This is a genomic window from Arsenophonus endosymbiont of Crataerina pallida, from assembly GCF_964020125.1.
GTDB lineage: Bacteria > Pseudomonadota > Gammaproteobacteria > Enterobacterales > Enterobacteriaceae > Arsenophonus > Arsenophonus nilaparvatae.
This window is the reverse complement of sequence record NZ_OZ026540.1, coordinates 1,209,831-1,228,700: the sequence shown is the minus strand read 5'-3', so window position 1 is coordinate 1,228,700 and position 18,870 is coordinate 1,209,831. Positions and strand designations below refer to the sequence as shown.

Genomic DNA, 18,870 nt, shown 5'->3' with positions numbered 1-18,870 from the left:
TAATGCGCTTTAATACCCTCTGTTGCCCGCCTGTGTCATGCTGCCGGTATGAAAAATGATTATGCAACGTCCGTTTACTGGCAGCCCGCGCTGAACCGTCACGGCGAACGCGTTTCCGGGTTGGCCGATATTGAGCAGTCCATGCGTATTATTCTGGGTACGCCTTGTGGCGCAGACCTGCATCGACCCGATTTTGGCAGCAACCTGTACCGCTATCTGGATATGCCTACCGAGCAAGCTATCCCCCATGTCGTCAGAGAGACGGTCGATGCGCTGCGGCGCTGGGAGCCACGAATACAACTCCTTGAGGTGAAACCGCGGGTCGACGCCGAACATCTCTGGTTGCGGGTACGCTGGCAGCCGATAACTGACGGCACGCCACAGATGACGGAGGTCGCATGGCGTTAACGGACAAGAAACCGGTATTTGTCAACACCGATGCGGTGGCGCTGACCGCTGAAATGATAGCCTGGTATGAAAAAGTCAGCGGCAAGACGCTCTATCCGGCGCAGGATGAACGGCTGCTGATTAACCTGATGGCTTACCGTGAGGCACTGGTACGCATGGCGATCCAGGATACCGCCGAGCAGAATCTGGTGGCCTTTGCCCGCGCCCCGATGCTGGACTACCTGGGTGAACTGGTCGGTGTATACCGCTTGTCGGCTGCGGCAGCGCGTACCCGACTGCGTTTTCAGCTCGAAGAATCCCCCGACACGCCGCTGGTCATTCCGGCGGGCACGCGCGTCAGCGCCCGCGACAGTATTGTTTTTGCCACCGATGAGGCGGCCACCCTGAGCGACACTACCGTCAGCGTGACGGCCACCTGTACCGAGCGCGGCACACTTGGCAACGGCTGGCAACCGGCGCAAATCAGTACCTTGCTTGACGGCATCAACGATGCAGACCTGAGCGTGACCAATACCGAACCCAGTACCGGTGGCGCTGATCCGGAAGAGGATGCGCATCTGCGTGAGCGTATCCGGCTGGCCCCCGCGTCATTTAGTAACGCCGGTTCGCGCGAGGCGTACCGCTTTCATGCCATGAGCGCCCATCAGGATATCCGCGATGTGGCGGTGATGCGCCCGGTACCGGGTACGGTAGCGCTTTATCCACTGGTCAAAAGCGGCCTACCATCCGACACCTTGCTGGCGCTGGTTAATGGAGCCTGTTCTGACGACAAGGTGCGCCCGCTGACCGATACCGTCAAGGTGGCTTCGCCGGTTAAGGTGACTTACCGGATTGAAGCGGCTATCCGCGTTTATGCTGGCTACGATAGCGCCGAGGTCATGGCCGCCGTGAAGCAGGCCGCCCAGCGTTATGTTGACAAGCAGGCCGCACAACTGGGATGTGATATCGTGCCCAGCCAGATACAGGCCACCCTCTCGGCCAACGGGGTTTACAGCGTCGAGCTAAAACAACCGGCTCTGCAGGTGGTGAAAGAAAACGAATGGCCCTGGTGTGAAAACATCGACCTAACGTTAGCCGGGGTGGTCAATGACTGATATCACATCCGATACCCCCACCCGCGAGAGCTTGCTGCCCCCGCCATTAGCCGACGATAGCCGCTTTCAGTGGCTGGCGATATTGGCGGGCCGATTGCAGCAACTCGACCTGACGCCCCTGCTGGTTTACCTGATGGATATGACCGAAACCAGCGCCTTGCCCTGGCTGGCTGAGCAACTGTCGCTGACCGGCGATAATGGCTGGCATCTGGCGGAGTCCGATGATGCCCGCCGGGCGATGCTGAAAAACGCCATTGAACTGCATCGCTATAAAGGCACCCCCTGGGCGGTACGTGAAGTCATTCGCCGCCTGGGCTTTGGGGAGGTCGAACTGAGCGAAGGGGAAGCGGCATTGGGGGAAACTCTGACCCGTGCCTGGCCCGCGGAATGCCGCTGGGCGCTTTACCGGGTGGTATTGGAACAGATTATTACCAATGACCAGGCGGCGCTGTTACGCCAGACGCTGGCGGCGTTTGCCCCGGCACGTTGTGAACTGGCGGCGCTTGATTACACCGCCGTCCCGTTACGCTATAACCACACCGCCCAGTATGACGGAGTTTATAATCATGGGAGCAGCTAAAATGAGTTACTTAAAAGAATCCCCGACATGGGAAGACGGCATTTACCAGATAGAGACCTCAGACCCGGTATTGGGTGGCCCGGAAGGCATCACCAACCGACCACCCAGGGAATTGGCCAATCGCACCGCCTGGCTAAAGCAGCAGCTGGAAGGCACACAGGCGGCCCTGGAGGCCCATGCCAATTCGCGCAACCATCCAGACGCCACATTGGCAGCGAAAGGGTTTGTGCAGCTGAGTAATGCCACCTACAGTCAGGATGAGACTACCGCCGCGACGCCTAAACTGGTCAATGCTCGGGTCAATGCCATTGTTGACAATGCGCCATCCGATTTAGATACGCTCAACAAGCTGGCGCAGGCCATCAGCAATAACCCGAAATTTGCCGAAAGCGTGACGCAACTGTTGAGCCAGAAACTGGCAAAAAATGAAAATGGCGCTGACATCCCGGACAAAAATCAATTTATTAAAAACCTTGGTTTGTTAGAACCTCGCTTTTCTACCTTTTTTAACGGTGGTGTGTTTGCCGTTCCAGAAGGCATTACGACCGTTTATGTTTCAGGCTGTGGAGCAGGGGGCGGTGGTGGCGGTGGACTTGGCTATCTGAATGGTTATACCTCTGGCGGAGGCGGCGGTGGTGCGGGAAAAGCTGTTATACGTGAAGCTGTGAAAGTAACACCAGGTGAACAGATAACCATTACGATAGGTCGTGGTGGCAAAGGCGGTGCAGGAGGAGCGTCGAATAATTCAGGAATAAAAGGCGAAAACGGTGGCCTGACGGCGCTAGGCGATTTACTCATGTTACCCGGAGGTGATGGCGGGCCACCTGGTATAGGAGGAACAAATGGCTACGGTGGTGCCGGTTATCCCTATGGCGAGACGGCTATTGGCGGCAACCTGAATGGCATGAGCACTTTTTATATGGTAGCGGCTAGCGGCGCATCCTGCGCTTTTGGTGGGGGTGGCCCAGGTGGCCATGTCGGGTCACAAGGAGCGCACCATGCCCGACCAGCTTACGGCTATGGTGCTGGAGGGGGTGGTGGCGGTGGAACACGCATCTCTGGCACGGCTGGCGGTAACGGTGGCGATGGTGCCAATGGTTGGTTAACGATTGAGTGGTAATGAAAAAATACCGCGTGCTGCTAAACCGTGTCGATATCAGCAAAACTCTGGATCAGTTTTCGGTGATCGTTGACATGTGGCCTGAAGTACCAAAAAAGTAGTGTGATAATCTGGGGTTAGTAACAAACCAACTCCCAGGTTCTGGGCGCTTTAATCCCTGTTCTTGTATAATCAGCACTGATAATTAACGATTTTCCGACTATTTCGACATAGGTGCCTAGATTGCCCTCGGAAGCAATGCCTTTGTATTTCACCGTCGCTACTGCGGATAAAATAGCATGAGGAACCGGACAAGATAACGACACGGTATAAATTTGTCCTGCATTGAGTGGCGGTGTGATACCCCATTGTTTGATAAGGCCGGTGTCACCACATTTCCACCATCCATTCGTAGCGAGGTGAGCTGTATTTTTTGCTCCTCGATTGTTAATCTGCATATTAAGCCAGCTACTTAACGCACCGCCCCAAATAGGGCCAGTTATATCACCATTTTCTTGATAAACCGCGGTTCTGCCGCCCCATGAGACAACTAAATTGCTATGGGTATTGATAGTGCCATCAACTTCAGCATTCCTTAACCAATGGAGGCTGGTATTACTCCAGTCTCCAACTTTCGCATTATTAGCATAAAAAGCCACGTTGCCATCGCCATTAGCCCGTAATCCTGAATCGTTATCGCCGATATGCACGGATTGTGTCACATGCAGATTGCCATTGACGCTACCACCAGTCCGTTTATTCAGTGCATTTTTTGCACAATCTACTGTTTCTGTTAAACCAAGGTTTTATAACATCGAGAGTTTAGCTAAAATTTTGACCTAAACCAGCGATTACAAGGCTTACCGAGGTCGAGAAAAGGTTAAAAATGGCAAAAATTGGCTATATGAGGGTGTCAAAAAATGACCAAAACACCGATTTACAGCAAAAATCCTTGATTTGTGCAAATTGTGAACAGATTTTTGAGGATAAAATCAGTGGAAAAACAGACCAGAGACCCGGATTAAAACGCGCGTTAAACTGCCTGAAATCGGGGGATACTCTGGTGGTCTGGAAGCTCGACAGGCTGGGTCGAAGCATTAAACATTTGATTACTTTAATATCCAAACTGGAAGATGAAGGCATCCATTTTCATAGCTTGACGGATGCCATTGATACCTCTACGTCCGCGGGCCGTTTTTTCTTCCATGTGATGAGTGCGTTGGCACAGATGGAGCGGGAACTGATTGTTGAGCGTACTAAAGCGGGTTTAGCCGCAGCAAGAAGCAGAGGACGTATCGGGGGTAGACCTTGCTCATTATCTTCCGCGCAGCAAGAGCAGGCTAAAAAATTACTTGAGTCAGGCCATAGTAGAACACAGCTGGCATTACTGTATGGGGTGTCATTGGCCAGCATCTACAAATATTGTCCAGTTAACCAGAATGCTCGAACAGGCCAAAATGACTCTGATGAAAAATAACAGTGTAATTTCGTTGCACTGATGGAAACAAAAGTAACCCACCATTTATCGCACGTTTTGGCTTCAAATATCGCGCGGCGCATCACTATCTGACCCGTCTTTATTCACCGGCTAATCTAGCTGGTGATGAAGAAGGAAAAACGTTTGATATCACCGCAATAAAAATCGGACGGAAGGAAGGAACAGTTACAGAAGCCAATTTACTTGTTGCGTTTAACGAAGCCGTCAGTTGTCGCGAGAATAACGTCAAACTGGTGGTGACCTCATGAGAGATTACACCGAGTACATTACCCCGCAACATCGTCAAGCGGAAAAGTTTACGCAACATATTGCGCTGATGACACGCGCGCTAAGTGATATTTCAGCTTTGGCCTCACAGCTTAATGCGTTTTTCAGTATCGATACGGCAACGGGTAAACAACTGGATGCCGTGGGTGAATGGATAGGGTTATCCCGCTTTGTTAAAACGCCGATTAAAGGTGTCTATTTTTCATTGGATACGGAAAAGGTGGGCTTTGACCAAGGTAGCTGGCAACGGCGTTTTGATGCCGACAGTGGCTTTACCGAACTGGATGATGAAACTTATCGCTTTATCCTGAGGGCAAAAATACGCGCGAATCACTGGGATGGTACAAGCGAAATGCTCTCAGAGATTTATCAGGGCGTTATCCCCGATGAAACCGTAAAAATCTTTTTTATTGACAATCAAAACATGTTAATGGATGTGTATCTAACGGGTGGCGTGATACCGGAAGTCACAAAAGCGGTTATCAAACAGGGATATCTCAATACCAAACCCGAAGGCGTAAGACTCAATGCCTATACCGGCTCAGACGGGGATAACGGCATTTTTGGCTTTGATGTCAACAATCGTTATATCGACGGTTTTGATGTCGGTAGCTGGGCAGTCAAATTATAGGAATAATCATGGCAAAAAATGAAATATTACCGTTTGGGATTGCAGACGGGGCTAACGTGTTGCCGGCAGAGGAGTATCAGAAACTCACCGCACGCAATAATGGGTTTAGTGCAGGGGTGGCACGTTCGCAGGAACTCAATACCGTTTGGCGACAGGCATCCATGATAGCGCACGTGGTGGCGCAATTTATTGCAGAGACTAATAACAGTGATGTACTGGACGACGGCAACGTTGGCAAACTGAAAGCCGGACTCATCAGTGCCTTATCGAAAAACGTCAACAATACGTACCCACCGCTACAAAAACCGTAGCAGGAATAACGAAACTCAGTAGCGCAACTGACAGCAATGACGAAACGCTAGCAGCTACCCCTAAAGCTGTCAAAATTGCTTATGACTTGGCGAAAACGGTGAGTATTGATGAAATCAATAAAAAATTCGATAAAGCAAGCGTATTACAAACGACGGGTAATGATGCTACCGATAAAGTGCTGAGCCAAAAAGCCTGTGACGATAATTATGCTAAGAAAAGTTCAGAAGAAGCTCTCAAAGTTGGAAGACTGAACATTGAATCACCAACGGGTGATACGATTTTCAATTTAGGTGGCACTAACGGTTCTAGTGGTGCTGAGTTTGCTTACGTCAGAAATTCAAAAAGAACCCAGGTTCACGATACAAACACAAAAACAACGGTTTTGTTTCCGCAAAAATCCGGTGAACTTGCTTTAACGTCTGATGTGGACGCGATTAACAATTATCCTGTTGGTGCGCCGATTCCCTGGCCCCAGGCGACACCCCCTAACGGTTATTTTGTCTGCGATGGCAATAACTTCGATAAAGCCAAGTATCCCCAATTAGCATTAGCTTACCCTTCTGGGAAATTGCCCATTTTGTACGGTGAATTTATTCGCGGGCTGGATTTAGGCATAGGAGTTGACCCAGGCAGAACAGTATTAAGTAATCAAGGTGATGCTATTCGAAATATCACCGGACGCATTGGGTATGCCAGACATGGCGGAACCGAACCACCGATTGAAGGGGGTGATGGCGCATTCCGAAAAGACCGCAATCACAACAGTAATATCGGTAATGGACGAAATGACGATTGGGGCAGCGTCATGTCTTTTAATGCTTCGCGGGTCGTTCCTACCGCAAACGAAAACCGACCGCGAAATGTCGCATTTTTATACATTGTGAGGGCTGCATAATGAAATACAGTGTAGACATAAAAACCACCGAAATCGGTGAAAACGGTTTCGCGAAAAACCGAGGCTGGATAAAAACGTTTATTTGCATGAAGGACGCACCCCATGAATATATCGGTGCAACAATGGAATTTTTGCATGATGGTCTCAGCGTGGGAGAATGTTCTTATACGGATGCGCCAGAAATACCGAACAATGACGAAATCGCCATTATCCGGAGTCTTGATGGTAAACAGTGGCTATATGTTCCTGACCACCGAGGCAAGACGGTATACGATACCAATAATCGTGCTTCCTATCCCGTTGATTATCTCGGCGAGATAAAAACCGGCTTCACCTTGTTAGCACCGGTAACGAAATTCGATAAATGGGATGGCAAAAAATGGGTAACGGATAATCAGGCGATGAAAGCAGACCAAATCAACACCGCAAATCAAACAAAACACCAGTTAATCGACGAAGCGGAATCAAAAATCACCTTGCTTGAGCGTAAAGTGCGATTAGGGATGGCCACCAATAGTGAAAAAACCGCGCTACGGGCTTGGGAAATGTACAGCGTGAAACTGAATGATACTGATACCGCCACCGCGCCCGAGATTGACTGGCCTAAGAAGCCTGAGTAATTAACCCTTTATTATGGCACATAACCTAGATGGTGAGTGCCTAAAAAGATTCTTTCGGACAATTAAAGCTTTCCAACGCTTTAAGATAACTGTTTATTGCGGGACCTTTGATAGTAAAGCTCATATCTTTTATTCTGTCGGTTATTTCCTCTGGACTTATATCGTAGCAATTGCCGAGACCTTTTTGGTACGCTAACTGAATCATAGCATCTGAATACCCATAGCAGTATGATACGTGGTTGTTATTTTTAGAATGACATGATATATACAATTCAAAGGCGCCTGGATCATTAATATCATATCCGAAAATATTTGGTTTTAGGCGCACATAATTCAATGGTATCATGTTATTAATTGTAATTATGTAACTTAAAGCGTAACCGATAACAAAAAAAACAATGGCAAAGCAAGCTAGCTGTATTTTTTTCTCATTTAACCCTCACATATAACAAATTCAACGATAAATATCTTTTCTGTGACCAATATCTATTATTAGAATAATTAATTCTTTATTTTGAATATTTGCTATAATTCGATAATTTCCAACCCGATAACGCCATAAACCTTTTTTTTCTCCCTTTAAAGATTTCCCATGAATTCTTGGGTTTTTAGTGTTAATCAGGTTTTTATTTATCCAAGATAAAATAAATAATTGGTCTGATTTGCTGATGTTTTTTAATTTTTTTGCGATATCTTTGTGGTATTTAACGGCATACATCATCAAGACCCAAATCAGAAATTAACTCATCATGACTAATAACATCATCATTAGTCATTTTTTTCATTATATTATCTGCGCGCTGATAAAGCTTGATATCAATTTCATTCTCAATGCGGTCAAGCGCTGACTGTCTTAACAGATTTGAAACAGATATACCGTTAAAATCCGCAAAATCCTTCAGCAATTCTTTATCTTCTCTGGATATTCTAATGGTTAAATTTTCCATTTGTTTACCTATAATGTATTTGCGATGCACTTACATTATATGTTAGTAATAACATTTAAGTCAATGACTCGGACTAAACCGGTAAGGACTCGGTTTTTCCAATACTGCGCCCACCTCTTTCGCTTTCTTCTCAGCCTTGCCATCCAAACATCGCTATCTTTATTGGGTGGTATTAACCGCTTTTTGGTCGCTTAGATTTCCATTAATCATTATTCACCCGTAAACAACTCAGCCCCACCCAAAGGGCATCATATTAGCAGCGTTGGAGGAAGTTGTTAACTATTAGTTGTTGGTTGAGTGTAAGTGGCTTTGTGTGAGATTGCGGTTTTGTTCTTAATTAATGGTTTCATTTCAGCTTTGTTATTGCTATAGTAAATGTTAGTAAAACGGCTACGTAAAAACACGTAACCGTTTGAATTTTATAGGGTGAAAATTCTATTTTTATTACGAAAAATGAAAGTAACTTATTGAAAATTAAGGATAAAAAGCGCAATTTATATAACAATGTCAATGGCTAACTTCTAAACAATCTATACCATGGCTGGTAAATCAAAATGATCAGAGTCATTAAATTTTAAAGAGAATTGACCCGTATTATCAAAGTTATCTGTTACTTTAAATGACGGAATACTAATATCATCTCGCCAACCATATTGGGTAAGATTACTTTCAGGAACAATGAATTTAGCTAGTTGTACTGCAGGATGCTTAGATTTACTAAAGGTGTTCTTAAAATAAGGACTGCATTAATAATAATAATTGCTATCTTGCAAAATATAATGACCATTTATAACAATTTCACCACCGATAGATGGATACCAAAAAATGAGATGAGATTCTGCTCTTCCTGCCCCCCGATGCATAACTGCGCATGGGAATGGTTTGTGGGGAATGGCATCAAAACAATGCATGTCAGGTCCCCAATTAATACTATCTTTATTCAATGTATTATTAGTAACTGCGGTATAATTAACTTCCCATTCTTTAAAAGTTGGATTTACACCAATTTCTTTACTTGGGCTAAATATGACGTCACCCCGCCATACTTGGCCATTACTATGGTCTGCGTATGGACCACCCACGCTATATCTAGATTGCCAGTTAAATGCGCTAACCTGAATCACTTCACGTTTCACTATTACCACATTTTCTCCATGATTGTAGCTAATAGCTGGCATAGCCCTAAGATGGATATAGTCATTACTGCGCCACGTATAAACCCAAGGCCTAGAGTCAGGACCAGAGCCTTCCCAATTCAATCGTTGACCATTGCGAAATTGAACTAAGTGTGCGCGATTTAGTAATTCATCTGCCGGAATAACTAAGGGATTATTATTTTTATCAACAATTTTTACTTTTAATGAAAGCGCTATTCGATTTTGACCATTGCCATAAATGGTCGCTTTTTGAGCTGATGAATTTTTTACAAAAGCTAAATCAAGATAATCTAAACGATAAAAGTTGTCCCATACGCTCATAATATATTTCCTTTTATTAGTATAATTCGTATTAAAATATATCAAATTTATTATGAGAAAGTTTTTAATATTCATTACAATCTAATGAATATTATTTTTCACTTAATCGTATTTTATTTAAACTGATTTTCACAAAAGTAATTTTATTATTTTAGTTAAATTTACTAATAAAAATTTAATATTATTTCAATGAATATTGTTTTTGATGCCACATCGAAGCCGGTGGCACTGCTAGTCCTAACATCCAACCGAACTAATTCTCTCTGCTGCTTGCTACCATAAAAAATGAAACCACTGTCCGCCATTTAATAATTATCATTGACGAGCGGGTCAGAGAGTTACCTGGTGGTGGAGCTGTTAGAAAAATGCCTATGTTTGTACTTACCCGAGATGGCTTTGTGTTAATTGTTATGGGGTCTACTGGAAAAAAGCTCTGCAACGAAAGAATTACATCAATGCGTTCAATAAAATGGAAACATAACTCAACAACAAACCAACCTTAACTTAACCTTAAAGCAATAGTTTTCGTTGAAAATAACAATGTTGCAAGCGTTAAAGAATTAAATGATAATGAATTAGTAATAACCATAGACTTAATAAAATTCAGCAAAATAAAACAGGCTATATATTCATCCGGATGAAATTATTGGAAAGCTAATTCAATTAATAAGAGTTATATTATTTATTCTCACACGCAGTTATTTTTAGTAGAAAAATCCAGACAGTATCATTTTCGTCACCTGGCCAATAAAGTGAGATGTCAAATTTAAGTCCACTATCTGTATCATATTTTAAATCAATAATTTCGACTTCACCTGTATCTTTATTTTTAATAGATGGAAAACTACCCTTAATTAAATCCTTACCATTTGGGTTATATTCTGTGCTAATAGAAAAATTGAATTTTTGTGGTTTACTTGGATCCAGAACCGTAAATAAAACACCGTGCGGGTTGTTATCTTTTGCTGGTTGAACTAACCTATCATCATAATATGGAGTAGATTCTTGTTCTATGAATATCTTAAAACCTCGCCAAATATTTAGAGCATAGTCATAAATAATCATACCAACATTATAATGGTTGAATTCAAAATCAGTTTCTATTTTTGGTTGAATATATGATATTTGCATAATAGTTATCCTATTTTTATTTTAAGTGCTATAACAACGTATTAATAATGGCATATTATAACTACTAAAATAAATATATTTTTTATTATATTTATATAATTTAAATTAAAAAAATTGATTACATGCAAACATAAAAAAAACAAATTTTTTATATATACTTATTATTATTTATGAAAAATAATATAGTTGTAATCATATAATAATTTATTTATATCAATAATGTTTAATTAAAGTAACCTTAGAAATTAATATTGCCAGAATCTTAAAATTTATTATCAAATTATTTCTAACCTCAATTCTGCCTCTGATGCCACACCGTAACCGGTGGCATCGCCACCCTAACATCTAGCCAAATCAACATCGGAATGTCACCCGGCTCACCACCAGTATAATAAATTAGTTTTCGGTTAATAATCTCTTTAACTCGCCAGTGTTGAAAATCTTCTGGCAAATAGTTGTGCTGACGATGGAAGGCGGTGCAGTCGGTTATATTGCCAAATATATCGCTAAAAATATCGATGGTTACGCGCTGGACGGTGATGTTGACTTTGAAACCGGCAAACCGCTGACTGAGATGGCCGCCGCCGTGACCACCTGGGCATCAACCTGGCGTATCCCACAATTTCAGTTTTATAAACTGCCGTCAAAAGGCGTTTACCGCGAATGTCGTCGTTTAAGAAGCGTATCCGTTGCCGACACGTTAGGTGAAATCGCGGAACAGGTCAGAAAAGCGACCGATGAAGGTGATTTTGCCGCTTATATACAGGCTCAGGGTGGCCCCTGTACCCCACGCAATCAACAAACCCTACGCGTTGCCTACCAAACCAACGACCAGCTCAACGCTTACGATGAAGAAGTGCAAAAAGTGGTCGGTATTTATGCCCAACTTAACCCCTCCGCCGATATAATCAAAACCCGTTGCCGAAAATACCGACTGGTAAAGAAAGTCCCTGATAGCGAGGACTAGGAGCTTTTAAAAAGCGCCATCGGCGCGCCTCGGAGTTCTGGCAATAATTGTAGAAATGGGGGATCAGGATGGGGGGATTGATAGGAGGGATTTTGAATCCGAAGTAAACTCAGACGTTATATTTAACTTTATAGAATTTAACTTTATAAATAATTATTATAAAGTTAATATTCGATGAGAAGAAGAAGTCTTGTTTAAAATTCAAAAATCACAAAAAATATTACTTATGTAGTGTAGATAAAGATCTAATTAAAAAAGTGCTACTAATGTCAGCACTTTTTAATTTAATAAAAATTAAGGAGGAGAGATTTTATCTTTAAAGTTATCAAACACGGAAGCATGAACTTTTCTAATAGAGGTAATTAATGTTCTAAAAGTATCAACAGCTTTGTCAATCTCTACCATATTTGTTAAACCTTTTTCCACAGCAGGCTTTAAATGTTCCAAAAAAGGAACAATAGCCTCAAGAACTTCTTTCCAATTATTTTTAGCTTGACTAGGTGAACATTGATTTCCAAATGATATTCTAAATAAATTAGGTATAGCACGACCTATAATAGATTCTAAACATTTAGCAACAGCATAGGTTGTTAAATAAATCGCTCCTCTCTGTCGAAAAAAATCCAGTAATTTTTCATCTCCTTGTGTTAAATTAGTTTTATTTTGAAGATTCATTTTTATATCTTCAATTGCTCTTACTAAAGAATAACAAGTAACAATATGCACAGCTTTCGTGCTGTCATTAAACAATTTGTCATATGTCCTGTTGTTAATCCATATACCAGCCTTTTTGTTATATGCTACAATAGGTTCACCATGAAAAGCCGCAAGAGCTTGGCCAACAGAATAAGAACTTAATAAATTAGGTATTCTTCTAATCACATCACTAGCACTACCTCGCCTACCACCTTCATATTCTGCATTAGGAATCGACTCAAATTCTTTCTTTAACCTTTTTTGAATTCTATCGGTACTTCTAAAGTCGGCAGCTTCCACCTTATTTTGACTATTATTATAACGAATAATATTTTCTATTAATCCTTTATTATTATCTTTCACCGCAATAAATCTAGCTTGAACTTTTACTTCCTTCTTAGTAAGGTTTCTAATGAACCTATTGCCCCAGTTGTTTGCGCGCCATTAACAATAGATAAACCCTTTACCTTTATTTTATTTTCTTTTAGTTCATAACTATGAGTAAGAATTGTTAGCCCATTATTATATGCCCAAAAATTATCCGTGTCAGACTTTATAGTATTTTTTATGCCATGATTTATATTTGAATCAGTTGATCTTGAACCCAAATAATCACGAACATTTGCAGAAAATATTTTTTGGCTATGTTTTTTTGTATAAACGGTATAAATCTTTAGCATCAATTGCTGTTGAATAAGCAGACCAATCTTTTGAGTTTATTTCATAACCATTTAGGCAACTTAACTCAATTTCTGTATTTATTAAAATTGGTGTTTTACAATCTTCATACCATTCCTTTAAGGTCGTGGAACCAACTTCTTTATAATTTATATTTACTTTATTTGTTTGATTATTTAAGTATTGTTCAATTATAGTAGTTGCTGTATGTTGAACTGTAATAAGTTCATCTTCAACATTTTTTGATTCAGGTAAATTATGTATATACCAAATATTTAATTGCTTAATACTACCGTTTTCAAGACACTCTCTAAGATTTATTGCCGCTGATTTGATTCTTTTCGGAATCTCCGCTGTGTTGCGTTGAAATAACCAAGCTAAACCTGTATTCAGATCACTAGCTTTATTAGATGGAGCACTCTCTTTATTATTTTTACAAAAATAACATTGACCTATAACTGCATATCCGTCCTCAGAATTAATATATACTATATCTAATTTCTTATTATTTGCTCCATCTGTTATCGCATCAACACCAATACTAGCTAAATCATCTAAACCAAATTTTAAACTTAACGCAAATAAACCTAAAACATTATCTCCATATTTTTGTATTTCTGATAAAGACTCATATGCATTTATCCATGTACACATTAAATTGACCTTATAAATAGAATGATATTATATTTATTTATAATGATATTTATGGGATATAACAACAATTTTCTAAGTTAACTATACACAACCTAGATCTAATTAATAAAATTAACATCATTAATATAAAATATTTAAAATTTTTCCACAAAAAAACCTTTAGTAAAAAATAATTTACATAAAAAACAAAATAAAAACTTTATATTTTTATTTGAAATTTATTTTTAGATAAATTGAATTGATTTTTATTATCTGAATGCATCCATTATTGAAAAACTTTTGTTATAAATTACTCCTACGTTTTTAATGTATTATTATTTATTTATAAATATATTTCATTTGCGTAGTTAAATATTATTAACAAATATGAAACATCATATCGGAATTTTAATTATAAAACTGCAAGTTTCAGCATAAATTTGCCCATATTTTTGAGGCCTTATGGCTACAGAATAAGTAAGGTATAACCTAAATTTAAACACATCATGCAATTGCATAAAAAACGCTACATTTAATGGGCAGGCGTGGCGGGGCTATCACTGCGATTTTTTGGATGTTTTTTAACAATATACATCTTAAACATTTTTGTATTACCAATGAGTACAGTTTTCTTTAACAATAGCCATATTGTATAAATTAACACCTTTAAGAATAAAAATAATGGAAATTAATTAGGGTATCATAGGGCAATCTACTGTTGTGTAGCGACAGTAGATTAGTCTGGAGATAGGCAAATACACCAACAAAAAATTTCTCTACTTAACTGCTATGGAATAATAGATATTTATAAAGAAACTTCTTTAAAAAAAAATTAAATCAACAAAAAGCTTAAGTGCTAGCTCAAAATTCGACAATTGATACGATTCTAATCACAAAACCTTCCCTTTGTCGCACTAAACTCTTGATTACTAGACAAGAATTATAGAAACTTTCTAGAAGGCTAGAAAGAGTATATATCTATTTAATATAATGAAAAAACATAGGTTATTAAACAATGATAAATTTTGATAGTATTTTTTTGGCAAAAAAAAGCCATGGATTAAATGCCTACGCTAGTAATATTGATTGCTTCACTTACGCTGAAGGCTATTTTAATATAGCCGAAGACGCATGTAACAAAATCATTTCTGATAGACTTATCGGAGAGCTAGATATCCAAATTTTTCCGATACTATACTCATTGCGACACGGCATTGAGTTGGCTTTGAAATTTCATTTAAATAACCTCCGTAAATGTAATGTTAATATAAGTAATAAAGAGATTTATGGTCATAACATTAAAAAACTTTGGGATTGTTTGAAAAATAAAACACCATTAGATCCTCGATTTACTGAGAAAATCACTTATCTTAACTCAACTATTATGAGAATTGCTGAATTAGATCCAGACGCGCAGATATTTCGCTATCCAGAGACAACAAATAACCAAAAATGGCCAGATAATAAAACTATAAATTTCCCTATACTTAAATCAATTATTGTTGAATTAAGCTCCAACTTAAAATGCTTTATGAATGAATCAGAATGTTTTATTAAAGAAAGGAAAACAGGAACATATACTAATGAACTAACTCGCTATCAGCTATCTGAACTAGCGAATTCATTACCAAGTATAGAGTCATGGAAAAACGATAAAAACGATTGCTTTTGCAACATAAAGGCTGAATTCATAAATAAATATGGCATAAGTAATAGAGCTTTTAGTGGTGCGGTTGATTTAATAAAAACACACCGGGAATTTGCTGGCAGAATTGGAATTGAATCCAATGTGACTATTTTTAGCTCAGAAATTATTATCGATATAATTAATGCTCATAAAAAAAACAATCAACCAACTAACAGTAATAATGGTCTAGTAAATAAATCAGAGATAGATTTAGATATAAAATTTTCTTCTTATAATTATTATAAAACTATAAAGGATAATATAACTATTGCTGATGTAATTAAAATGGAAACTATTTTTTATATGGCATTAAAAAACATATATAGTGAATTCTTTGATAATTGCCTACAAAACAAAACAAAACAAAATGAAAGAAATTGATTGTATAAGTAATGAAGAAAAAGAACAGAGAAAAAGTGAAAAATTCATTCATATTTTTGAAAAAACAAACTTCCTTAAGTGCTTTAAAAAAGGTTTATTGTTAATTGGTAAACCATCACTTGCTGAATTAATTAGCTAATTTATTCTAGAGTAGTGAGCATTTGTAGCATTAAAATCATTCACCTGCTCCATCTTAGAGAATAAAAAATATTTCATGTTATGAGGTGTAACTATATATTCTAATTGAGTTCAATTATTTTCTAACTTAATTGCTACAAACTATATTTTCAAAAATCTACTCACAATTAATAAATTGTGAGTAGATGAAATAAATAGTGTTATGATTGTGTTTCATTAAGTTGAGTCTTTAAATCAATAATCTTTTTCAAATCCTGCTCTAGTATTGTTTGTGCGCAAGTAAAACAGTAGCGATCCCAACTCCTGCCATTACGAACATTTAACCTAAAGTCACCAGCTTTTATCCGGTGACGTGAATTTGCTTGACAATTATGACTATGCTTTGCTGTGTCAATCTCAATACGAGTAATTAATGATTTAATCTTAGCCATTAAAAACTTCCTCTACACTTTGCTTAAGAAAATCATTGAAATTTGCCATAATTTGCTCAAACTCTATCCCCGTAAAATCATCTCGGGACTGATTTTTCCTCCCGACGAAATCATTAATTTTTCTATCTATCACTGTTTTAAGTATGACAAAATTATTTCTCCCAAAATACGATCTATCTAAGTGATGCCCTTCAGGATTGAGACCTTGTTCACCTAATATTCTTCCAACTGCTGTTTTTACTCGTTGATCAAGACTTGCTCGCATAGCTTGGCGCTGACGAACTTTTGTAACAGGTACAGGATCTAGTTTATCAAGTTCTTGTTTGATTTGTTCAGATGAATATCCAGCACTATGTAAAATTTTTAAAGCAGCAAAGGCTTCTGGATTATCCTGTATCAAGGGGATTTCTTGCAATTCAACATCTGTCTGCCCTTCAACATTAAAACCACTAGTTCCATCTAATTCACGAGGCTTAGGTTTGATTTCCAGATCATATCCAGATTCAAAATCTAAATCTTCTAGTGGAAGCAGTTGGTCAAAAAAATCTTTATCAGCTTCACTATAATTTTGAAAATCCTTCCATCGTTTTGCAATGTTAGCACCAGAATGAAAAATCACAGTACCATAATTAAGTGGATGCTTAGGCGCATTCTGTTCAATCACTCTCATGATACGTCCAACAAACTGAACAAAAGGGGGCAAATTCGAAAAAATAGAGAACACTACTGCAACACTCAAAAAAGGATGGTCATATCCTTCCCCTAGTTTTTTAACTTGTACTATTACATCTAATTGATGTGCTTCTAACTTCTCAAAAACCCGTAAATTTGCTCTCCCCTCCTCAAGACTATGAACATAGTCAGCTTTTAGAGATCGAGCTCTGTATGCTTCGACAATTTGACGACAGTGTTCATAATTCAATGTAGATGCAATGATTTTAAGACGATTATCACCCGTTTCTTTTCTTCGTTTCTGCAATTCTCGAATTGAGGCATCTACTATTGTATTTAATGACTCTATGGAAGTAACGATGCTACGACGAAAACCTGCGTCCGTTTCCCCTAAACGCCTTACTTCATCTAAATTGACCTCAATTTCTCTTCCATCTTCTCGACGTACATACCGTAAAGTTTTAGGATTTAATACCACGGCTTTAAGTTGCTTAACATAACCTTCTTGAATTGCTCTAAAAATCGGAAACTATAAAGCACTTCACCAGACATAACCTGCCCATCAGCACGTAACGGAGTTGCGCTAAAATTTACAATATATGCATCTGGAAACTTTTCTTTTAATGTTATCCAACTACTTGCAACACTATGATGTCCTTCATCAAAAACAATCAAATCGAAAAAATCGTCAGGTAACTCTTGTAGCCAATGATTATTTTCACCTTGTAATTGTTGAATATTAGTAAGTACAACATCTGCTTCTTCAAGGTCATTTCGATTGGTTGTTCGTCCACGTATCTCAACTGGTTCTGGGTACGGAATACCAGAAAGTACTTTACATTTCTGATAAAACATATCTGGTCTTGCAGGATCAAAATCATTACAAAGTTGATTAGCAATTTTTAGCCCAGGTGCAACAACTAGAGTTCTAGTTGCTTTGAAAGCAAAGGGCGTCAATGTAATACAACCAGACTTTCCACAACCGACAGGTAGAATAATTTCCACTTCTCGTTCATTTTTATTCGGTAATGCACTAAATGCTTCTAATGCAGCATATGCTTCGCGTTGTGGGGCGCGTAGCAGTGGATTGCCTAAAATAGATGGTTTTAATTGCTGAAATAGATTATCCTTCGCCATGAATTCCTCCACTAGATTTCGGTTGAGCTCTACTTGAAAAAGAGAAAATATTATTAACTAATCTAATCAATATGTCCCTTTATAAGTAAAAATAATTTTATAAAAAATTAAAATTACATTTTGACTCAATTTTATCATTACAACGCTGATTCAACTCAATTTGAACTCATCGCGATTTAATTTAATCTCTGCTTTAATCCTTGTACCTGAGCTCAGAAAAAGTCAGCAGCCAAATTTTCGTCATGGCTACTGCTATGAATAATGTGTTCCTTCATAGCTATATTTTTTCGTACAAATTTTAATGGATAGTTGTGGCTGGAAATATCACTGTTGTTTATGACAATTTTTGAAAATTTAGCACAAGTTAAAAATTTCAAATGGCGATATAATTCAAAGAAATTTTGATCGTTATTTCTTAAATATAGCTGGATACAATACGGTATATTCAAGGTTTTTTAAATAAGGGAATATTTCTTAGTTATGAGTATTA

The 18,870-nt window shown here is 39.1% G+C and carries 25 protein-coding genes and 2 pseudogenes; 14 read left to right on the top strand and 13 right to left on the bottom strand.

The genetic code is table 11. The features are described from left to right. Positions 1-48 precede the first annotated feature (48 nt). Genes AACL31_RS06350 through AACL31_RS20965 form a run of 5 tightly spaced genes read left to right on the top strand, consistent with a single transcriptional unit; the run spans position 49 to position 3,303 of the window. Positions 49-408 (top strand): GPW/gp25 family protein, encoded by a 360-nt coding sequence (locus AACL31_RS06350; protein WP_339053853.1) that lies wholly within the window; start codon positions 49-51, stop codon positions 406-408. Further along, complete coding sequence (locus AACL31_RS06345; protein ID WP_310513011.1) at positions 399-1,502, top strand: baseplate assembly protein; 1,104 nt, start codon at positions 399-401, stop codon at positions 1,500-1,502. The genes AACL31_RS06350 and AACL31_RS06345 overlap by 10 nt, the downstream gene beginning before the upstream one ends. Then, positions 1,495-2,082, top strand: coding sequence for a phage tail protein I (locus tag AACL31_RS06340; protein ID WP_310513012.1), 588 nt, complete (start codon positions 1,495-1,497; stop codon positions 2,080-2,082). The genes AACL31_RS06345 and AACL31_RS06340 overlap by 8 nt, the downstream gene beginning before the upstream one ends. 1 nt (position 2,083) lies before the next feature. Further along, positions 2,084-3,202 (top strand): phage tail protein, encoded by a 1,119-nt coding sequence (locus tag AACL31_RS06335; protein WP_339053852.1) that lies wholly within the window; start codon positions 2,084-2,086, stop codon positions 3,200-3,202. Next, a complete protein-coding gene (locus AACL31_RS20965; RefSeq protein WP_422389265.1) occupies positions 3,202-3,303 on the top strand; it encodes a tail fiber assembly protein in 102 nt (33 codons plus the stop codon). The genes AACL31_RS06335 and AACL31_RS20965 overlap by 1 nt, the downstream gene beginning before the upstream one ends. A 15-nt stretch (positions 3,304-3,318) precedes the next feature. Here the strand turns inward: AACL31_RS20965 and AACL31_RS06330 are convergent, their stop codons facing one another. Further along, positions 3,319-3,903, bottom strand: a complete 585-nt coding sequence (locus AACL31_RS06330; RefSeq protein ID WP_339053851.1) for a hypothetical protein — start codon at positions 3,901-3,903, stop codon at positions 3,319-3,321. 164 nt (positions 3,904-4,067) lie between these two features. Between AACL31_RS06330 and AACL31_RS06325 the strand changes: the two genes are divergently transcribed. After that, positions 4,068-4,658, top strand: a complete 591-nt coding sequence (locus AACL31_RS06325) for a recombinase family protein (RefSeq protein ID WP_310513658.1) — start codon at positions 4,068-4,070, stop codon at positions 4,656-4,658. A 100-nt stretch (positions 4,659-4,758) separates the two neighbouring features. On the opposite strand, the gene AACL31_RS06320 is transcribed toward AACL31_RS06325, so the two are convergent. Next, positions 4,759-4,908 (bottom strand): hypothetical protein, encoded by a 150-nt coding sequence (locus tag AACL31_RS06320; RefSeq protein ID WP_310513618.1) that lies wholly within the window; start codon positions 4,906-4,908, stop codon positions 4,759-4,761. 15 nt (positions 4,909-4,923) lie between these two features. On the opposite strand from AACL31_RS06320, the gene AACL31_RS06315 reads away from it, so the two are divergent. From AACL31_RS06315 to AACL31_RS06300, 5 genes and pseudogenes are all read left to right on the top strand, one after another. Continuing rightward, positions 4,924-5,577, top strand: coding sequence for a DUF2612 domain-containing protein (locus AACL31_RS06315; protein ID WP_310513619.1), 654 nt, complete (start codon positions 4,924-4,926; stop codon positions 5,575-5,577). A gap of 8 nt (positions 5,578-5,585) precedes the next feature. After that, entirely contained in the window at positions 5,586-5,888 is a 303-nt protein-coding gene (locus AACL31_RS06310) for a hypothetical protein (protein ID WP_310512665.1), read from the top strand. Continuing rightward, a pseudogene (locus AACL31_RS20960) lies at positions 5,843-5,941 on the top strand (tail fiber protein); the annotation flags it as partial. The gene AACL31_RS06310 and the pseudogene AACL31_RS20960, both read left to right, overlap by 46 nt. Before the next feature lie 45 nt (positions 5,942-5,986). Then, on the top strand, positions 5,987-6,784 hold the full coding sequence (locus AACL31_RS06305; protein WP_339053850.1) for a phage tail protein: 798 nt from the start codon (positions 5,987-5,989) through the stop codon (positions 6,782-6,784). Further along, positions 6,784-7,404, top strand: a complete 621-nt coding sequence (locus AACL31_RS06300) for a tail fiber assembly protein (protein WP_339053849.1) — start codon at positions 6,784-6,786, stop codon at positions 7,402-7,404. Before AACL31_RS06305 ends, AACL31_RS06300 begins: the two co-directional genes overlap by 1 nt. A 454-nt stretch (positions 7,405-7,858) precedes the next feature. On the opposite strand, the gene AACL31_RS06295 is transcribed toward AACL31_RS06300, so the two are convergent. The 5 genes from AACL31_RS06295 to AACL31_RS06275 all read right to left on the bottom strand — a co-directional run bounded on the left by AACL31_RS06295 (position 7,859) and on the right by AACL31_RS06275 (position 11,411). Continuing rightward, entirely contained in the window at positions 7,859-8,125 is a 267-nt protein-coding gene (locus AACL31_RS06295; RefSeq protein WP_310512667.1) for a type II toxin-antitoxin system RelE/ParE family toxin, read from the bottom strand. Continuing rightward, positions 8,109-8,351 carry a type II toxin-antitoxin system RelB family antitoxin gene (relB, locus tag AACL31_RS06290; RefSeq protein ID WP_310512668.1) on the bottom strand — a complete coding sequence of 81 codons (243 nt, stop codon included), beginning with the start codon at positions 8,349-8,351 and terminating at the stop codon, positions 8,109-8,111. The genes AACL31_RS06295 and relB overlap by 17 nt, the downstream gene beginning before the upstream one ends. 746 nt (positions 8,352-9,097) lie before the next feature. Continuing rightward, the gene (locus tag AACL31_RS06285) at positions 9,098-9,829 is read right to left on the bottom strand and encodes a hypothetical protein (RefSeq protein WP_310512669.1); all 732 of its coding nucleotides are present in this window, start codon (positions 9,827-9,829) and stop codon (positions 9,098-9,100) included. A 678-nt stretch (positions 9,830-10,507) separates the two neighbouring features. Then, positions 10,508-10,960, bottom strand: a complete 453-nt coding sequence (locus AACL31_RS06280) for a hypothetical protein (protein ID WP_310512670.1) — start codon at positions 10,958-10,960, stop codon at positions 10,508-10,510. 292 nt (positions 10,961-11,252) lie between these two features. Continuing rightward, a complete protein-coding gene (locus AACL31_RS06275; RefSeq protein ID WP_310512671.1) occupies positions 11,253-11,411 on the bottom strand; it encodes a hypothetical protein in 159 nt (52 codons plus the stop codon). 18 nt (positions 11,412-11,429) lie between these two features. Here AACL31_RS06275 and AACL31_RS06270 point away from each other — a divergent pair. Beyond that, positions 11,430-11,993 (top strand): annotated as a pseudogene (locus AACL31_RS06270) (replication endonuclease); the annotation flags it as partial. Positions 11,994-12,221: 228 nt separating this feature from the next. Here AACL31_RS06270 and AACL31_RS06265 read toward each other — a convergent pair. The 3 genes from AACL31_RS06265 to AACL31_RS06255 are packed head-to-tail and all read right to left on the bottom strand — an operon-like array spanning position 12,222 to position 13,955. Beyond that, positions 12,222-12,986: an AIPR family protein gene (locus AACL31_RS06265; RefSeq protein WP_310512672.1), complete on the bottom strand. Its 765-nt coding sequence runs from the start codon at positions 12,984-12,986 to the stop codon at positions 12,222-12,224. Between the two features lie 23 nt (positions 12,987-13,009). Further along, positions 13,010-13,303 carry an AIPR family protein gene (locus AACL31_RS06260; RefSeq protein ID WP_310512673.1) on the bottom strand — a complete coding sequence of 98 codons (294 nt, stop codon included), beginning with the start codon at positions 13,301-13,303 and terminating at the stop codon, positions 13,010-13,012. After that, complete coding sequence (locus AACL31_RS06255) at positions 13,266-13,955, bottom strand: hypothetical protein (RefSeq protein ID WP_310512674.1); 690 nt, start codon at positions 13,953-13,955, stop codon at positions 13,266-13,268. Before AACL31_RS06255 ends, AACL31_RS06260 begins: the two co-directional genes overlap by 38 nt. Before the next feature lie 994 nt (positions 13,956-14,949). Between AACL31_RS06255 and AACL31_RS06250 the strand changes: the two genes are divergently transcribed. Both AACL31_RS06250 and AACL31_RS06245 read left to right on the top strand, forming a co-directional pair. Then, positions 14,950-16,002, top strand: a complete 1,053-nt coding sequence (locus tag AACL31_RS06250; protein ID WP_339053848.1) for a hypothetical protein — start codon at positions 14,950-14,952, stop codon at positions 16,000-16,002. Then, positions 15,989-16,141, top strand: coding sequence for a hypothetical protein (locus AACL31_RS06245; protein WP_310512676.1), 153 nt, complete (start codon positions 15,989-15,991; stop codon positions 16,139-16,141). The genes AACL31_RS06250 and AACL31_RS06245 overlap by 14 nt, the downstream gene beginning before the upstream one ends. Before the next feature lie 199 nt (positions 16,142-16,340). Here AACL31_RS06245 and AACL31_RS06240 read toward each other — a convergent pair whose 3' ends face one another. The 3 genes from AACL31_RS06240 to AACL31_RS06230 are packed head-to-tail and all read right to left on the bottom strand — an operon-like array spanning position 16,341 to position 18,380. Then, the gene (locus AACL31_RS06240; protein ID WP_310512677.1) at positions 16,341-16,571 is read right to left on the bottom strand and encodes a hypothetical protein; all 231 of its coding nucleotides are present in this window, start codon (positions 16,569-16,571) and stop codon (positions 16,341-16,343) included. Then, on the bottom strand, positions 16,564-17,721 hold the full coding sequence (locus tag AACL31_RS06235) for a DEAD/DEAH box helicase (RefSeq protein ID WP_339053847.1): 1,158 nt from the start codon (positions 17,719-17,721) through the stop codon (positions 16,564-16,566). The genes AACL31_RS06240 and AACL31_RS06235 overlap by 8 nt, the downstream gene beginning before the upstream one ends. After that, on the bottom strand, positions 17,712-18,380 hold the full coding sequence (locus AACL31_RS06230; protein ID WP_339053846.1) for a DEAD/DEAH box helicase family protein: 669 nt from the start codon (positions 18,378-18,380) through the stop codon (positions 17,712-17,714). Before AACL31_RS06230 ends, AACL31_RS06235 begins: the two co-directional genes overlap by 10 nt. Between the last annotated feature and the right edge of the window lie 490 nt (positions 18,381-18,870).

Coding starts and splice junctions, on each gene's coding strand:
- AACL31_RS06255 (WP_310512674.1), bottom strand. CDS start 13,955: ATGTGTACATGGATAAATGCATATGAGTCTTTATCAGAAATACAAAAA.
- AACL31_RS06325 (WP_310513658.1), top strand. CDS start 4,068: ATGGCAAAAATTGGCTATATGAGGGTGTCAAAAAATGACCAAAACACC.
- AACL31_RS06250 (WP_339053848.1), top strand. CDS start 14,950: ATGATAAATTTTGATAGTATTTTTTTGGCAAAAAAAAGCCATGGATTA.
- AACL31_RS06230 (WP_339053846.1), bottom strand. CDS start 18,380: ATGGCGAAGGATAATCTATTTCAGCAATTAAAACCATCTATTTTAGGC.
- AACL31_RS06280 (WP_310512670.1), bottom strand. CDS start 10,960: ATGCAAATATCATATATTCAACCAAAAATAGAAACTGATTTTGAATTC.
- AACL31_RS06240 (WP_310512677.1), bottom strand. CDS start 16,571: ATGGCTAAGATTAAATCATTAATTACTCGTATTGAGATTGACACAGCA.
- AACL31_RS06340 (WP_310513012.1), top strand. CDS start 1,495: ATGACTGATATCACATCCGATACCCCCACCCGCGAGAGCTTGCTGCCC.
- AACL31_RS06345 (WP_310513011.1), top strand. CDS start 399: ATGGCGTTAACGGACAAGAAACCGGTATTTGTCAACACCGATGCGGTG.
- AACL31_RS06350 (WP_339053853.1), top strand. CDS start 49: ATGAAAAATGATTATGCAACGTCCGTTTACTGGCAGCCCGCGCTGAAC.
- AACL31_RS06300 (WP_339053849.1), top strand. CDS start 6,784: ATGAAATACAGTGTAGACATAAAAACCACCGAAATCGGTGAAAACGGT.
- AACL31_RS06335 (WP_339053852.1), top strand. CDS start 2,084: ATGAGTTACTTAAAAGAATCCCCGACATGGGAAGACGGCATTTACCAG.
- AACL31_RS06295 (WP_310512667.1), bottom strand. CDS start 8,125: ATGATGTATGCCGTTAAATACCACAAAGATATCGCAAAAAAATTAAAA.
- AACL31_RS06260 (WP_310512673.1), bottom strand. CDS start 13,303: ATGCTAAAGATTTATACCGTTTATACAAAAAAACATAGCCAAAAAATA.
- AACL31_RS06285 (WP_310512669.1), bottom strand. CDS start 9,829: ATGAGCGTATGGGACAACTTTTATCGTTTAGATTATCTTGATTTAGCT.
- AACL31_RS06315 (WP_310513619.1), top strand. CDS start 4,924: ATGAGAGATTACACCGAGTACATTACCCCGCAACATCGTCAAGCGGAA.
- AACL31_RS20965 (WP_422389265.1), top strand. CDS start 3,202: ATGAAAAAATACCGCGTGCTGCTAAACCGTGTCGATATCAGCAAAACT.
- AACL31_RS06245 (WP_310512676.1), top strand. CDS start 15,989: ATGAAAGAAATTGATTGTATAAGTAATGAAGAAAAAGAACAGAGAAAA.
- AACL31_RS06310 (WP_310512665.1), top strand. CDS start 5,586: ATGGCAAAAAATGAAATATTACCGTTTGGGATTGCAGACGGGGCTAAC.
- relB (WP_310512668.1), bottom strand. CDS start 8,351: ATGGAAAATTTAACCATTAGAATATCCAGAGAAGATAAAGAATTGCTG.